13 protein-coding genes are annotated in these 14,814 nt (G+C 67.4%); 4 read left to right on the top strand and 9 right to left on the bottom strand.

Annotated elements, in window-relative coordinates; all coding sequences use genetic code 11:
• Nucleotides 1-98 precede the first annotated feature (98 nt).
• Entirely contained in the window at nucleotides 99-2,441 is a 2,343-nt protein-coding gene (locus ACFQBT_RS02735) for an NAD-glutamate dehydrogenase domain-containing protein (protein WP_377825321.1), read from the top strand.
• Nucleotides 2,442-2,451: 10 nt separating this feature from the next.
• On the opposite strand, the gene ACFQBT_RS02730 is transcribed toward ACFQBT_RS02735, so the two are convergent.
• Nucleotides 2,452-2,610 carry a hypothetical protein gene (locus tag ACFQBT_RS02730; RefSeq protein ID WP_377820277.1) on the bottom strand — a complete coding sequence of 53 codons (159 nt, stop codon included), beginning with the start codon at nucleotides 2,608-2,610 and terminating at the stop codon, nucleotides 2,452-2,454.
• 20 nt (nucleotides 2,611-2,630) lie between these two features.
• On the opposite strand from ACFQBT_RS02730, the gene ACFQBT_RS02725 reads away from it, so the two are divergent.
• Nucleotides 2,631-4,220, top strand: a complete 1,590-nt coding sequence (locus ACFQBT_RS02725; protein WP_377820276.1) for an AfsR/SARP family transcriptional regulator — start codon at nucleotides 2,631-2,633, stop codon at nucleotides 4,218-4,220.
• A complete protein-coding gene (locus ACFQBT_RS02720) occupies nucleotides 4,217-5,743 on the top strand; it encodes a hypothetical protein (RefSeq protein WP_377820275.1) in 1,527 nt (508 codons plus the stop codon). The genes ACFQBT_RS02725 and ACFQBT_RS02720 overlap by 4 nt, the downstream gene beginning before the upstream one ends.
• On the opposite strand, the gene ACFQBT_RS02715 is transcribed toward ACFQBT_RS02720, so the two are convergent.
• The 3 genes from ACFQBT_RS02715 to ACFQBT_RS02705 are packed head-to-tail and all read right to left on the bottom strand — an operon-like array spanning nucleotide 5,740 to nucleotide 7,506.
• Complete coding sequence (locus ACFQBT_RS02715) at nucleotides 5,740-6,561, bottom strand: ABC transporter permease (protein WP_377820274.1); 822 nt, start codon at nucleotides 6,559-6,561, stop codon at nucleotides 5,740-5,742. The genes ACFQBT_RS02720 and ACFQBT_RS02715 overlap by 4 nt on opposite strands.
• A gap of 1 nt (nucleotide 6,562) precedes the next feature.
• Nucleotides 6,563-6,733, bottom strand: coding sequence for an ATP-binding protein DrrA1-3 family domain-containing protein (locus tag ACFQBT_RS02710; RefSeq protein WP_377820273.1), 171 nt, complete (start codon nucleotides 6,731-6,733; stop codon nucleotides 6,563-6,565).
• Complete coding sequence (locus ACFQBT_RS02705; protein ID WP_377820272.1) at nucleotides 6,730-7,506, bottom strand: ATP-binding cassette domain-containing protein; 777 nt, start codon at nucleotides 7,504-7,506, stop codon at nucleotides 6,730-6,732. Before ACFQBT_RS02705 ends, ACFQBT_RS02710 begins: the two co-directional genes overlap by 4 nt.
• A 285-nt stretch (nucleotides 7,507-7,791) precedes the next feature.
• Here ACFQBT_RS02705 and rarD point away from each other — a divergent pair, with 285 nt between their 5' ends.
• Entirely contained in the window at nucleotides 7,792-8,724 is a 933-nt protein-coding gene (gene rarD, locus ACFQBT_RS02700; protein WP_377820271.1) for an EamA family transporter RarD, read from the top strand.
• Here the strand turns inward: rarD and ACFQBT_RS02695 are convergent.
• The 5 genes from ACFQBT_RS02695 to nuoL are packed head-to-tail and all read right to left on the bottom strand — an operon-like array spanning nucleotide 8,721 to nucleotide 14,800.
• Nucleotides 8,721-8,879: a hypothetical protein gene (locus tag ACFQBT_RS02695; protein ID WP_377820270.1), complete on the bottom strand. Its 159-nt coding sequence runs from the start codon at nucleotides 8,877-8,879 to the stop codon at nucleotides 8,721-8,723. The genes rarD and ACFQBT_RS02695 overlap by 4 nt on opposite strands.
• The gene (locus ACFQBT_RS02690) at nucleotides 8,876-9,826 is read right to left on the bottom strand and encodes a polyprenyl synthetase family protein (protein WP_377820269.1); all 951 of its coding nucleotides are present in this window, start codon (nucleotides 9,824-9,826) and stop codon (nucleotides 8,876-8,878) included. Before ACFQBT_RS02690 ends, ACFQBT_RS02695 begins: the two co-directional genes overlap by 4 nt.
• Nucleotides 9,823-11,331 (bottom strand): NADH-quinone oxidoreductase subunit NuoN, encoded by a 1,509-nt coding sequence (gene nuoN / locus ACFQBT_RS02685; RefSeq protein WP_377825319.1) that lies wholly within the window; start codon nucleotides 11,329-11,331, stop codon nucleotides 9,823-9,825. Before nuoN ends, ACFQBT_RS02690 begins: the two co-directional genes overlap by 4 nt.
• Nucleotides 11,332-11,357: 26 nt before the next feature.
• The gene (locus ACFQBT_RS02680; RefSeq protein WP_377820268.1) at nucleotides 11,358-12,890 is read right to left on the bottom strand and encodes an NADH-quinone oxidoreductase subunit M; all 1,533 of its coding nucleotides are present in this window, start codon (nucleotides 12,888-12,890) and stop codon (nucleotides 11,358-11,360) included.
• Complete coding sequence (gene nuoL, locus ACFQBT_RS02675) at nucleotides 12,890-14,800, bottom strand: NADH-quinone oxidoreductase subunit L (RefSeq protein ID WP_377820267.1); 1,911 nt, start codon at nucleotides 14,798-14,800, stop codon at nucleotides 12,890-12,892. Before nuoL ends, ACFQBT_RS02680 begins: the two co-directional genes overlap by 1 nt.
• Nucleotides 14,801-14,814 lie beyond the last annotated feature (14 nt).

The raw sequence follows: 14,814 nt of genomic DNA, 5'->3' as shown, positions 1-14,814 counted from the left end.
ACGTCACCGCAGGTGGAGGGCACCCACATCCGCTTCGACACCATTGCGCGCGGGGACTTCGCTGGTCGGACCGGCCGACCGACTTCCGCACTGAAGTACTGGCCCTGGCCCGCGCTCAGAACGTCAAGAACGCGGTCATCGTGCCGGCGGGCGCCAAGGGCGGATTCGTCGTACGACGATCGCCGGCGACCAGCGAATCGGGCCTGGCCTGCTACCGGCAGTTCATCGGCGCGCTCCTGGACGTCGTGGACAACCTGGCCGGTGACGGGTCGACGCCGACGACACCGCAGGGTGTGATCGCCTACGACGATCCGGACACCTACCTCGTCGTCGCCGCCGACAAGGGCACCGCGACGTTCTCGGACGTCGCCAATTCCATTGCGTTGCAGCGTGGTTTCTGGCTCGGCGACGCCTTCGCCTCCGGGGGAAGCATCGGGTACGACCACAAGAAGCTGGGCATCACGGCCAAGGGCGCCTGGGTGAGCACCCGACGGCACTTGCGGGAGGTCGGGCTGGACCCCGAGCGCGACCCCATCAGCGTCGTCGGGATCGGCGACATGTCCGGGGACGTCTTCGGCAACGGTCTGTTGCGCTCGCGGACCGTGCGCCTGATCGCCGCCTTCGATCACCGGCACATCTTCCTGGACCCGGACCCACGACCGGACGAAGCGTTCGTGGAGCGGCAGCGGTTGTTCGATCTGCCCCGGTCGAGTTGGTCTGATTACAACCCCGATCTGATCAGCCCCGGCGGTGGGGTGTTCCCGCGCTCGGCCAAGTCGATCCCGATCAGCAGCCAGGTCCGCGCCGCGCTCGACCTGCCCGACGAGGTGGATTCGCTCGCACCGGATCAGCTGATCCGCGCGATCCTGGCCGCACCGGTCGACCTGCTCTGGAACGGCGGCATCGGCACCTATGTGAAGGCCTCCACCGAGTCATCCGCCGATGTCGGCGACCGGGCCAATGACGCGATCCGCATCGATGCCACGCAACTGCGCGCCCGGGTGGTCACCGAGGGCGGCAACCTCGGTGTCACTCCCGCCGGCCGCATCGAGTTCGCGCGCCTGGGCGGTCGGATCAACACCGACGCCCACGACAACTCCGCCGGGGTCGCGTGCTCCGACCTCGAGGTCAACGTGAAGATCCTGGTGGACCGGGCGATCTCCCAGGGCCTGCTGGACCCTGCCGCACGCGTCGGGCTGCTCGCCGACCTCACCGAATCGGTCGAGTCGCTGGTACTGCGCCAGAACGAACTGCAGAACGAGACCGTCGGACTCAACCGGGCGCGTGCCCCTCGGCAACTGGACGAGCACCGCCGGATGCTCGCCCGCCTCGAAGCGGACCACGGCCTGGACCGGGCACTGCTGCACCTGCCGGACGAGTCGCGGCTGCAGGCGCTGCAGGAGCGGGGTGAGGGTCTGACCTCTCCGGAACTGAGCGCACTGGCTGCCCAGGTCCGTCTGGCGATCCGCGCCGAATTGGGCGAGGACCTCCTCGACGATCCGGCGACAACGGCGCTGCTGCGCGCGGCGCTGCCCCAGCAACTCCAGAGGCTGGGTGACGAGGTGTTCGCGCAGCATCCGCTGCGTCGCGGAATCGTCGGCACCGCTCTGGCCGGGCGCCTGGTCGATGACGGTGGGCTCTGCTTCACGTTCCGGGTGAGCAACGACACCGGCGCCTCGACCGACGATGTGGCCCGCGCATTCCTGATCGCCAGCCGCATCTTCCGGTTGGACGACACACTGGGTGCGATCCGGGCGCTGGACGGGTCGACGACCCTCACCGACACCCTGCACGTCGAGGCCCGGCGTGCCGCCCAACGCGCATGCTGTTGGTTGCTGCAGCACCGTCCCCAACCGCTGGATGTCGAAAGCGAAGTCGCCAGGTTCGCCGGTCCGGTGGCTGCGTTGCGCGAGCGGCTACCCCAGTGGTTGCGCCCGGCCGACCTGGACAACCACGAGATGCGTTCGGCCTGGGCCCTCGAACACGGTGCACCCCCGGCGCTGACCGACAAGGTGTACGGGCTGCTCGATGCGTTCTGCCTCCTGGACGTGGTCGAGCTGGCCGCCGTCACCGACACCGATCCTGAGACGGTCGCCGCGACGTACTTCGCGGTCAAGGATCACCACCGGATCAACGTGCTGCTGCAGGCGGTTTCCGAACTCGGCCGGGACGACCGGTGGGATGTCCTTGCCCGGCAAGGGCTGCGCGATAAGTTGTACCGTGCCGCACGCTCGTTGACCCGCTCCACGCTGACGTACGCCGGGTCCGGGGACGCCGCGGACGCTGTGGATCGCTGGACGAGACACCACCACGACCTGGTGGCGCGCGCCCACCGCACGGTCGATGCGGTGGAAGTGCTCGATGCCCGGCGACTGGCCAGCCTGAGCGTCGCGGTGCACAGTCTGCAGACGCTATCCGGGTCGGCCCAGCTTCTCTCCTAGGTCGCCTTCCCTACATCCCCTCCTGACCGACCCCGGTCTGGGAATACGGCAACAAGACCTGGACCAACCTCGCCCGCACTTCGTAGAGCTGACCCGACCACTGCAGGTCCGCCCCGGGCACGAAGGCCACCGGCTCTCGGTTCAGCTGAACTGTCGTGGGTGCCACCATGGGGCGAGTATGGACGATGGGTGGCTGCGAGAATCAGCGATGTGCTGATCACCGTCCTGCGCGACCTTCGGGTCGAGAGCGACGACGGCTCGGTCATCCCGGTGGCCGGTGGCCGCCTGCAGACCTTGTTGGTGCGCCTGGCCGTGGACGCCGGACGTGTCGTATCGGTGGGCGAGCTCACCGACGCGATCTGGGCTGACCTGCCCGCCGATCCGGCCGGCGCGCTGCAGGCGCTGGTGTCGCGATTGCGCCGGGCCGCCGGCGTGACCATCGAGCAGACCGGCACCGGCTACCGGCTCGCGATCGACCCTGCCGCCGTCGATCTGCACCGGTTCGAGGCGTTCGTGGCGCGCGGACGGCTGGGCGACCCATCGGCGTACGCCGAGGCGCTCGGTTTGCTCGACGGCCCACCTCTGCCGCTGGTCGCCGACCAGCCGTGGGCGCTGCCGTTGGTCGCACGGATCGAGCAGCAGGCGATCGAAGCCGAGCACGCCGTCATCGAGTCGTGCCTTGCGACAGGAGATCTCACCGGTTTGGCGGCCCGCCTACGAGACCTGGTCGCGGCGCACCCGCTGGATGAGGACTTCGCCGGGCAGCTGATCCGCACCCTGCGGGCGCAGGGGCAGACCGCGAAGGCGCTCGCGGCGTACGAGCAGACGCGCCGGACCCTGGCCGACACGCTGGGCACCGACCCGGGTGCAGCGCTGCAGGAGCTGTACGCCGAGTTGCTGCGCGGACAGGAAACGCCCCTCGCCGGCAGCGCACTGCGCAGCGGGTTGACCAGTTTCGTCGGGCGAGATCAGGATCTGGCGGGCCTGTCCACCGATCTGGACGACCACCGCCTCATCACGCTGGTCGGCCCCGGTGGCGCGGGGAAGACCAGGTTGGCCACCGAGGCCGGCATCGCGTGGCGGGAACGGCACCGAGCACCGGTCTGGTTCGTCGAGCTGGCACCGGTCAGCGAACCGGACGCCGTGCTGCCCGCCTTTGTCGCCGCATTGGATCTGCAGACCTCACGCGTCTTCGAACGGCTGCGCGCCGCCGGCCGCTCCGTGGACGACTGGGCCCTGCTCACCAGCGCCCTGAGCACCGGCCCGGCCCTGGTCATCGTGGACAACTGCGAGCACCTGCTGGACGAGGCCGCCGACGTCATCGACCGGCTGCTGGTCAGCGCCCCGATGCTGAGGGTGATCGCCACCAGTCGCGAACCCCTGGCCATCGACGGCGAACACATCCGGCCGCTGCCGCCGCTCGAACCGTCCCCGGCCGCGCAGTTGTTCCTCGACCGTGCAGCCGCCGCGGGCGTGCCGGTGGTTTCGGCTGACCTGGCGGCCGTCACCGACATCGTGCAACGCCTGGACGGGCTGCCGCTGGCGATCGAACTCGCCGCGGCCCGGGTTCGCACCATGACCATCGCGGACATCGCTGAACGGCTGTCCGACCGGTTCGCGCTGCTGACCGGCGGCCGGCGCACCGCACTGCCGCGTCATCGCACGCTCTACGCGGTTGTCGCCTGGAGTTGGGACCTCCTCGACCCGGTCGAACGCGATCTGCTGCAACGCTTTTCGGTCTTTTCGGGGGCGCGGATGCGGTCGCGGCAGCGGCCGTGACCGCGATCCCGGATGTCGAGCTGCACCTGGCGTCACTGGCGGACAAGTCGCTGCTGGTCGTCGACCGAGCGGCGGGAACAGTCCGCTACCGCATGCTCGAAACCATCCGGGAATTCAGTCTGAACCAGTTGGCGCAGGCCGGACTAGCGGCGACGGTCCGCGAGGCCCACGCCCGGTGGGCCATGGATCTGGCCCGCACCCAGGACGCACGGTTGCGCGGACCCGAACAGACCGAGGCTTCGGCCCGCTTGGTCGCCGACGACGACAACCTGGTGGCCGCGTTGCGCTACCTGGCCGACACCGGCCAGGCCGAGGCCGCCGCCGAGCTGATCCTGGACCTCAGCTGGTGGCTGTTCATGCTGGACGACGACCAGCACGCCGTGGCCCTGGCGCGAATAGCACTCGATGCGCCGGGTGACGTCACCGACAGCTCACGCGCGGCCGTGCAACTGCTGTACCTAGCGGCTCAACTGACACCGGAGACTGCCGACCTGGAACCCACGCGGGAAGCCATGCGGCAGGCGGCCACGCTGCTCGACACCGACCCGTCCGCCTATGACCGGTGGCCGCATCTGCAGGTCATCGCCCTGCAGGCATCCGTATGGACCGACGTGCCGGAGATCATCCACCGGTTGACCCAGTGCCCGCTGCGCCAGGAGACGCAATGGCTGCGGGCCGCGGTGCTGCAGACCCAGGTCGACATCGCCGACAACGCCGGCGATCCGTCCGGCGTCCGGGCGGTCTTGTCGGATCTGGGCGAGCTCGTCGAACCTCTCGGCGACAACTGGCTGACCGCGGCCTTCCTGGTGCGCCAATCGCAGGTGCAATCCCAGGACGGCGACCCGCAGCTGGCGCTGGAGACGTTGCTGCAGGCGCAGGAGCTCATCAAGGCGCTGAGTCGCAACGGAGATCAGGTCTACCTCGCGGTCCGCGCCATGGATCTGCGGATGCGCCTCGGCGACTTCGACGGCGCCCGCTCAGCGATCCAGGACATGCCCCAGCAATGGCAGGAACTGGTCGGCGCCGACCTCGCCCACGCCTTCCTGACAACTATCGCTGTAGCAGAAGGCGACCCAGACCGCTTGGCACAGGCACGGCAGCTCCTCGGCGATCCGCAGCCGGTGCAGGGCGCCTTCCACGACCACGGTCAAGCGATCCTGCAGACAGCGGTTGCACTACTGGAGGTCCACGACGGCGACCTGGCGGCCGGGATACGCGCGCTGAACGCGGCCTACCCAGCGGCCGTCGCCACCGCTGACATGCCGCTTCTCGCGTCGTACGCCGTGTCCGCCGCCGCCGCGCTGAGCCGGGTCGACCCGCAGCGGGCTGCCGAAACCCTCGGCGCAGCCGCTTCGATCCGCGGAATCGACGACCCCGGTGATCCGATCGTCGCCGTCCTGACCCGGCGACTGCGGGGCGATCTGGGCGAAGGGTTCGACGCGGCGTACGCGAAGGGACGTAGCAAAGACCGGGCCGACGCCATCGCTGACGTCGACCCGGTCCGGCTGTTCCCCGACTTCTAGGCCCGGCGGCGATAGGCCCGCAGCGCCAGCGGCACGAAGACCACCAGCAGACCCACCATCCAGACCAGCAGCCATATCAGGTGGTTGCCCATGGGCGTGCCGAGCAGCAGGCTGCGGATCGCGTCGACCAGATGGGTGATCGGGTTGACGTTGACGAAGGCCTGCAGCCAGCCCGGCATCGTGCTCACCGCGACGAACGTGCTGCTGGCGAAGGTGAGCGGCAGCAACAGCATCATTAAGATGCCCTGCACCGAACCCGGCGTGCGAGCGATCATCCCGACGAAGACCGAGATCCAGCAGAAGCAGAGCGCGAAGCCGACCGCGAGCAGCAGCGCCGCCACCACCTGCAGTGGCCCGGTCTGGACACGGAAGCCCATCAGGGTGCCGACGACCATGATCACGGTGAAGAGGATCAGGTAGCGCACCAGATCCGCCAGCACCGTCCCCACCAGCGGGGCCGACCGCGCGATCGGCAGCGACCGGAAGCGGTCGAAGATGCCCTTCTGGATGTCCTCGTTGAGGTTCTGCCCGATGCTGACACTGCCCATCGCGATGGTCTGGGCCATGATCCCCGGCAGCAGGAACTGCAGGTACTCGTGTTGTGACCCGCCGGCGATCGCACCGCCGAAGATATAGGTGAACATCGCCAGGAAGATGATCGGCTGCAGCGTGACATCGACCAGTGCCTCCGGCGTGCGGAAGGTCTTGATCAGGCTGCGCTTGGCCAGGACCACCGCGTGCCACAGCGCGTTACCGCCGCCGGTCGTGGTGGCCGTCGCGGCTACCGGTGAGGTCTGGGTTGCTTCAACGGTCGTCATGTCAGGCCGCCTCCTTCTTCTCGCCCGTGAGTGTCATGAAGACCTCATCGAGGCTGGGCAGGTGCAGCGACACCTCGTTCATCGAGATGCCCTGCTGGGCAAGGGTGCTCACGATCTGCGGGAAGGCCGAGTCATCGTCGACCGCTACCGTCAGTTCGCTGCGCCCGGTCAATTCGGGGTGCGCCCGGTCGCCTCGGTGAGCACCCGGCGTACGTCGTCCAGCTGGCTCCGATCGGTCGGCACCAACACGATCCGCTGGCCGCCGATGACCCGCTTGAGGCCCTCAGGGGTGTCGTGGGCGATCACCCGGCCGTGGTCGATGACGCTGATCTCGTCGGCCAGGGCGTCGGCCTCTTCCAGGTATTGGGTGGTCAGCAGAACGGTCGAGCCGTCGGTGACCAATCGGCGTACGACGTCCCACATGTCCTCGCGCTTGGCCGGGTCGAGGCCGGTGGTCGGCTCGTCCAGGAAGATGACCGCCGGTCGCCCGACCAGACTGGCCGCCAGATCAAGGCGTCGGCGCATTCCGCCGGAGTAGGTCTTGGCCATCCGGCCGGCTGATTCCGACAGGTCGAACCAGTCCAGCAGTTCGGCCGCCCTTGTCTTGGCGTCCCTGGTCTTCAGGCCGAGCAGCTGACCGATCATCACCAGGTTCTGGGTGCCGGTCAGGTCCTCGTCGACCGAGGCGTACTGGCCGGTGAGGCCGATGGTGCGGCGTACGTCGCTGGGCTGCTTGGCCACATCGAACCCGCCGACCCTCGCGTGGCCGCCGTCCATCTGCAGCAAGGTCGCGAGCATCCGCACGGTCGTCGTCTTGCCGGCTCCATTGGGTCCGAGGACGCCGAGGACGGTGCCGGCGGGCACGCTCAGGCTGACGTCGTGCACGGCCGTGAAGTCGCCGAATCGCTTGTGCAGGTTCTCCGCGTAGATCACCGGTTCGCTCATCACGGACCTCCTTCCAATGTCGTGTTCGTCAGAACGTTTTGTCGGGACTGGATCCAGCATGGCGACGAGCGCTGACACGGCACTGATACGAGACCCTCAGGGACGGACCGGTGGTGTCAGGACGACGTCGTGGCGGTTTCGTCACGAATCGCGGCGCCGGGACCGGACGGGACCACAACTCGTGGCGGTTTCGTCACGAATCGCGGTGCCGGGGCCTCATCACGCCACGACTCGTGGCGAAGTCGTCGATTATCGAGAATCGCGCCTGATCGATAGCGTGGCTAGGTGGCGCAGGAGCGGTCGGAAGAAGCCAAGGGCACGACGTACGGCGTACTGGCCTATCTGATCTGGGGCATCTTCCCGCTCTACTTCCACCTCCTCGAGCCCGCCGGCGCTTGGGAGGTGCTCTGCCACCGCATCCTGTGGACGCTGGTGGTCTGCGCGATCGCGCTGGCGGCCACCCGGCAGACGGCGTTCATCGCCGATCTTCGTCACAACCCGCGTCGCCTGACGATGATCGCCGTCGCAAGTGTCGCGATCGCGGCGAACTGGACCATCTACGTGCAGGCCGTGGTGACGGGCCACGTCACGCAGGCATCGCTCGGCTACTTCCTCAATCCGCTCTTCACGGTCGCGCTCGGGGTTCTGGTGTTGCGAGAACGACTGCGGCCACTGCAGATTGCAGCCGTCTTCATCGGCCTCGCGGCGTGCATCTATCTGGCGGTCGACGACGGCAAACCACCGTGGATCGCACTGTCGTTGGCGCTGTCCTTCGGGACTTATGGGCTGCTGAAGAACAAGATCGGCGGCTCGCTGAACGCGCTGCAGTCACTCTCCAGCGAGACGGCCGTGCTCGCCCCCGTCGCCGCAATCCTGCTGGTGATCTTGACGGTTCGCGGCCAGACGACCTTCACCGGCCATGGCGCCGGCCACTCGTTGTTGCTGATCTCCACCGGCCTCGCCACCGCACTACCCTTGCTGCTCTTTGCGGCGGCGGCCTCCCGGGTGCCGCTGGTCTCGATCGGGTTGATGCAATTCATCACGCCCGTGCTGCAACTGATCTGCGGTGTCACCCTGCTCGGCGAGCACCTCTCGACCGCCCGTTGGATCGGCTTCGGGATCGTGTGGATCGCGCTGGTGCTGCTGTCGATCGACGCCCTATTGAGCGCCTCACGCGGGCGGCGACTGGCGCGCGCCGCTGAGGAAGCCGCGATCTAGCGCTCGATATCCCGGCGGTGCAGGTTCTGCGCGAGCAGGAAGGCCACCACGCCGAGCACCAGCAGCACCCCGCCCAACCAGGCGATTTTGGCCAGCAGCACGATGCCCGCGATCGCCAGGATCAGGGCCAGCGCCAGGATGACCGTGGCCTTCACGCGGAGCGACCTGCGACCTGGTAGGGCAGCGCCCGCAGAGTCTGAACCGCCGCACTGTCCGGCAGCGGGTCCAGCAGCCGCGCCGCTTCATCGGCCAGTTGCAGGGCGTGCGCCCGGGCCCGCTCGACGGCCGGGTGCGACCGGAGCAGTTCCAGAGCCTCCTGCACCTGCTTCTCGTCCGCGATCGGCCCCGACGTCAACTCCAGCAACCTGGCGTCGGCAGGGTCGGTCGACTCACGCAGGTAGAGAACCGGCAGGGTGAGCACGCCTTCGCGTAAGTCGGTGCCGGGCTCCTTGCCCGACTGCTGACTCTGCGACGTGATGTCCAGGACGTCATCGGCGAGCTGGAAGATCAGGCCGATCAACTCGCCGTACCGGACCATGACGTCGACGGTCTTGTCCGGTGCGCCCGCGAACATCGCACCGTAGCGGGCGGCGGTGGAGATGAGCGACCCCGTCTTGTCAGCGAGGACACCCAGATAGTGGGTCATCGGGTCAGCGCCGGCGGGTGCTTGGCGCTCGTCCTGGATCTGGCCCTGGCACAACCGCACGAAGGTGCGAGCCTGGATGCGCACCGCCTCAGCGCCCAGCCCGGCAATGACCTCCGAAGCCCGGCCGAAGAGCAGATCACCGACCAGGATGGCCGTCGCGTTGTCGTAGGTGGCGTTGGCCGAAGGTACGCCGCGGCGCACGTCCGCCTCGTCCATCACGTCGTCGTGGTAAAGCGAGGCAAGGTGGGTCAACTCGACACCGACGGCCGCTTCGATGACGTCGTCGTTGATGCCGTCACCAAGCTCACTGGCCAGCAGCGTCAGCATCGGCCGGAACCGTTTGCCACCCGCATCCAACAGGTGCGCGGAGGCGGCGGCGATGAAAGCGTCGTCGTGCTGCACGACCTCGTGCAACCGGGTATCGACCCGGGCCAGCCCAGCCTGCAGATCGCTCATCGGATGAAGAGCGCCGAATGGTTGGCCAGGTCCAGAATGGGCGCCGGCACGATGCCCAGCAGCAGCGTGATCAGGGTGCCCGCGGCGACCGCGACCCCGGTCAGCGCGGACGGCATGACCACCGTGGTGTCGCCGGTGGGTTCGGAGAAGTACATCAGCACGATCACCCGGACGTACACGAACGCGGTCACCGCCGAGGCGAGCACACCGATGACCGCCAGCCACGCACCCCCGTTGCCGACAGCAGCCGAGAACACCGCGAACTTGCTGGTAAAACCGGAGGTCAGCGGGATACCGGTGAACGCCAGCATCAGGAAGCTGAAGACGCCGGCGACCACGGGGTGCTGTTTGCCCAGGCCTGCCCACTGGGACAGGTGCGTGGCCTCCGAGCCGCCGGAGCGGACCATGGCGATGATCGCGAAGGCGGCGATCGTGGTGAAGCCGTAGGCGATCAGGTAGAACAACGTGCCCGAGACGGCCGCGCGATCCAGCGCTACCACCCCCACCAGCAGGAAACCGGCGTGTGTGATCGAGGAGTAGGCCAGCAGACGCTTCATGTCGGTCTGGGTCACGGTCAGCACCGCGCCGACGACCATCGTCAGCACCGCGATGATCGCCAGGACCGGCTGCCAGTTCCACTTCAGCCCGTCGAAGCCGACGTAGAACACGCGCAGCACGGCGCCGAAGGCGGCGACCTTGGTGCACGCGGCCATGAAGCCGGTCACCGGGGTCGGAGCACCCTGGTAGACGTCGGGGGTCCAGGAGTGGAAAGGCACCGCACCGACCTTGAACAACAGGCCGACCGCGATCAGCATCAGACCCGGCACCAGCAGGTTGTCCAGACCCGCGACAGCAGGCACGGCGCTGGCGATCCCGGACAGGTTCAGCGTCTTGGTGGCGCCGAAGACCAGCGCGCTACCGAAGAGGAAGAACGCCGAGGAGAAGGCGCCGAGCAGGAAGTACTTCAACGAGGCTTCCTGCGACAGCAACCGGCGGCGCCGGGCGAGCCCGGTCAGGATGTACAACGGCAGCGACAGGATTTCCAACGCGATGAACATCGCGATGAGGTTGTTCGACGCCGGGAAGAGCATCATGCCGGCCACCGCGAATAGGGTCAGCGGAAAGATCTCGGTGGTCGTGGCGCCCAGTCGCACCGCGTCGGCTTCCAGGGCCGAGCCGGGTGTCGAGGCACCGGACTGGGTGAACGCATCGGCCTGCGATCCGCCGAACCGCTCGGCCATCGCCAGCACCGCGATGAACGCCAGGGTGAGCACCGTGCCCTGCAGCATCAGCGTCACCCCGTCGATGGCGACGGCGTTGCCTGCGGTCAGGCCCTGGTGGTGCCGGGCCCACAGGACCAGGGTCAGGAAGGAGACCACCAGGGCGACCAGAGTCAGGGCCAGCTGCGCGACGTACCGCACCTGACGGGGCGCGAACGCCTCGATCAGCACCCCGATGATGCCCGCGGCGAAGATCACCAGCATCGGGCTGATGGCCGAGTACATGAAACTGGCCTGGGTGAAGGTGTCGCTCACTTGCCGCCCTCAGCGACCTGGACCGCGGGAACCGGGTCGGTCGAATGCGTGTATTGCAACGTCTGCTTGACCGCCGGATTCAGCAGGTCAAGCGCCGGCTTCGGGTAGAACCCGAGCACCACCATGAAGGCGATGAGTACGCCGGCCACCACCTTCTCGCGGACCGACAGGTCCGCGACGGTCCCGCCGTCTGCCGTGGACAGACCCTCCGGCTTGGGCCCGGTCATGACCCGCTTGTAGAGCCACAGCACGTAGATGGCGGCCAGGATCACACCCAGAGCCGCGATCGTGCCGGCCCACTTGTACCGGCTGAACGTGCCCATCATCACCAGGAATTCGGAGATGAAGGAGTTCAACCCGGGCAACGACAGACCCGATAGACCGGCGATCAGGAAGACACCGGCCAGGACCGGGGTGACCCGTTGCCAGCCGCCGTAGTCGGCGATGTTCTTGCTGCCGCGCCGCACGATCAGGAAGCCGGCGAAGAGGAACAGGGCCGCGGTCGTGAAGCCGTGGTTGACCATGTAGAGGTTCGCACCAGACTGCGAGGTCGAGGTGAGCGCGAAAATGCCCAGCACGATGAAGCCGAAGTGACTGACCGAGGTGTAGGCGATCAGGCGCATCATGTCCGTCTGACCGATGGCCACCAGGGCGCCGTAGATGATCGATATCAGCGCCAGCACGATGATCACCGGCGTGGCCCACTTACTGGCCTCCGGGAACAATTGCAGACAGAACCGGATCATTCCGAAGGTGCCGACCTTGTCGAGCACGCCGACGAGTAGGACGGCTACTGCCGGTCGCGACTCGGCGGCCGCGTCGGGCAACCAGGTGTGCACCGGCCACATCGGCGCCTTGATCGCGAAGGCGATGAAGAAGCCCAGGAAGATCAGCCGCTCCGTGCTGGTCGACATGTGCAGCCCGGTCAGCTTGCTGATCAGGAACCCGTCGTCGCCGCCCGGGCCCTGCTGGTAGAGCGCGATCACCGCGACCAGCATGATCAGCCCGCCGAGCAGTGAGAACAACAGGAACTTCACCGCGGCGTACTGCCGGCGCGCGCCGCCGAACGAGCCGATCAGGAAGTAGACCGGGATGAGCATCGCTTCGAAGAAGACGTAGAACAAGAAGACGTCGGTGGCAGCGAAGACACCGATCATGAACGTCTCGAGGACCAGCAGCAGCGCGAAGTAGACCTGCTGGCGGCGACCGGCCTCCGGCTCGTCGTTCCAGGCCGCCAGCAGGGACACCGGCACCAGGACCAGGCTCATCAGGATCAGGGCCAGCGAGATGCCGTCAACGCCGAGGGCGTAGGAGACGCCGAACTGCGGGATCCAGGAATGGGTCTCGGTCAGTTGGAACTGCGAGGTGGAATTCAGGTCGAACCGGGTGGCCATGATGATGCCGAACACCAACGTCGCCAGCGAGAACGCCAGCGCGATGTGCCGCGCATAGGTCGCCGAACCCTTCGGCAGGAAAGCGACGATCAGGGCCCCGACCAGCGGGATCAGACCGAGCGTTGTCAACCACATCACTGGACCACCCACACGATGCCGAGGATTGCGACGACGCCGAGGAGCATCGTCAGGGCGTAGGACCGCACATAGCCGTTCTGGATCTTGCGCAACCGCGAGGACGAACCGCCGATGAGCGCGGCAGCTGCGCCGACGGCGCCGTCGACGCCCTTGTTGTCGGCGTAGACCAGTGCGCGCGTGAGGTGCACACCGGGACGGGCGAAGATCGCCTCGTTGACCTCGTCCTGGTAAAGGTCCTTGCGAGCGGCCTGGGTCAGCGGGGAGCCGACCGGCGGGTTGATCGGCACGTCGGCCGCCCAGTACTGGCGGTAGGCGACGAAGATGCCGACGAGCACCAGAGCCAGCGTCAGGACCATCAGGAGCCACACTGGGATGACCGGGTGGTCCTCGCCGGTCTCACCCAGAACGGGCTTCAACCACGAAGTGATGAGACCGGTGGGGCCGAGGATCAGACCGAGGAACGCCGATCCGACGGCCAGCACCATCATCGGGATGGTCATGACCAGCGGCGACTCGTGCGGGTGCACGTCGTCGGTCCAACGGGCCTTGCCCTGGAAGGTCATGAAGAACAACCGGGACATGTAGAACGCGGTCAGTCCGGCAGCCAGCAACGCGGCGCCGCCGAACACCCAGGGCCGCCAGCCGTCGCCGACGAACGCGGCTTCGATGATCTTGTCCTTGGACCAGAAGCCGGACAGCCCGGGGATGCCGATGATCGCCAGGTAACCCAGCCCGAAGGTGACCCAGGTGATCTTCATGACCATCGCGAGCCCACCGAACCTGCGCATGTTGACCTGATCGTTCATGGCGTGCATGACCGAACCAGCCCCGAGGAACATGCCGGCCTTGAAGAAGCCGTGCGTGACCAGGTGGAAGATGGCGAACGCGTAACCGATCGGGCCGAGCCCCGCCGCGAGCACCATGTAGCCGATCTGCGACATGGTCGAGGCGGCCAGCGCCTTCTTCATGTCGTCCTTGGCGCAACCGACGATCGCGCCGTACACCAGGGTGATGGCGCCCACGATGCACACGGCCAGGCGGGCGTCCGGCGTCGCGGTGTAGATGACGTTGCTCCGGGCGATCAGGTAGACCCCCGCGGTCACCATCGTCGCCGCGTGGATCAACGCCGAGACCGGTGTCGGCCCGGCCATCGCGTCGCCCAGCCAGGCCTGCAGCGGGAACTGCGCGGACTTACCGCAGGCACCCACCAGCAGGAAGATGCCGATGGCGGTCAGTGCGCCCTTGCTGGCGCCTTGCACCCCGGCGTCCACACCGGCGAAGTCGATCCGACCGAAGGTCGCGAACATCGTGAAGATGCCCAGCAGCAGACCGAAGTCACCGACGCGGTTCATGATGAACGCCTTGTTACCGGCGGTGGCGTAGGCCGGGTTCCAGTTCCAGAAGCTGATCAGCAGGAACGAGGCCAGGCCCACGCCTTCCCAGCCGACGAAGAGCAGACCGTAGGAGTCGGCCAGCACCAGCGTGAGCATCGCGGCGATGAACAGGTTGAGGTAGGCGAAGAAGCGCCGCTTGTCGGGGTCGTGCTCCATGTACCCCAGCGAGTACACGTGAATCAGCGAACCGACGAACGTGATCAACAGGACGAAGGTCAGCGACAGCGGGTCGAACAACAGGCCGGCGTCGAGTTTGAAGTCTCCGGTCTGCAACCAGGAGAACAGGTGCAGATGCAACGACCGGGCGTCGCTCGCGCGGCCGGCCAGTTGGATGACGATCCCGATACCCAGGAGGCAGGCCAGCCAGGACATCGCGACGGCGATGTAGGGCCCGACCTTGTCCAGGGCCCTCCCGCCGAGCAGAAGGATCGCCGCACCGGCGAGCGGCAGCGCGATGAGCAGCCAGCCAGCACTGGCCAACCCCGTCGCGGCTGTCGTTTCCAAGGACTGCATCAGTTCACCGATCC

It is taken from the genome of Branchiibius cervicis (genome assembly GCF_042661605.1).
GTDB lineage: Bacteria > Actinomycetota > Actinomycetes > Actinomycetales > Dermatophilaceae > Branchiibius > Branchiibius cervicis.
Note: the sequence above shows the minus strand (reverse complement) of the source record. Positions and strands in the feature narration are given on the sequence as shown.

Coding starts and splice junctions, on each gene's coding strand:
- ACFQBT_RS02730 (WP_377820277.1), bottom strand. CDS start 2,610: ATGGTGGCACCCACGACAGTTCAGCTGAACCGAGAGCCGGTGGCCTTC.
- ACFQBT_RS02705 (WP_377820272.1), bottom strand. CDS start 7,506: ATGAGCGAACCGGTGATCTACGCGGAGAACCTGCACAAGCGATTCGGC.
- ACFQBT_RS02690 (WP_377820269.1), bottom strand. CDS start 9,826: ATGAGCGATCTGCAGGCTGGGCTGGCCCGGGTCGATACCCGGTTGCAC.
- nuoL (WP_377820267.1), bottom strand. CDS start 14,800: ATGCAGTCCTTGGAAACGACAGCCGCGACGGGGTTGGCCAGTGCTGGC.
- ACFQBT_RS02715 (WP_377820274.1), bottom strand. CDS start 6,561: ATGACGACCGTTGAAGCAACCCAGACCTCACCGGTAGCCGCGACGGCC.
- nuoN (WP_377825319.1), bottom strand. CDS start 11,331: ATGTACTCGGCCATCAGCCCGATGCTGGTGATCTTCGCCGCGGGCATC.
- ACFQBT_RS02680 (WP_377820268.1), bottom strand. CDS start 12,890: ATGTGGTTGACAACGCTCGGTCTGATCCCGCTGGTCGGGGCCCTGATC.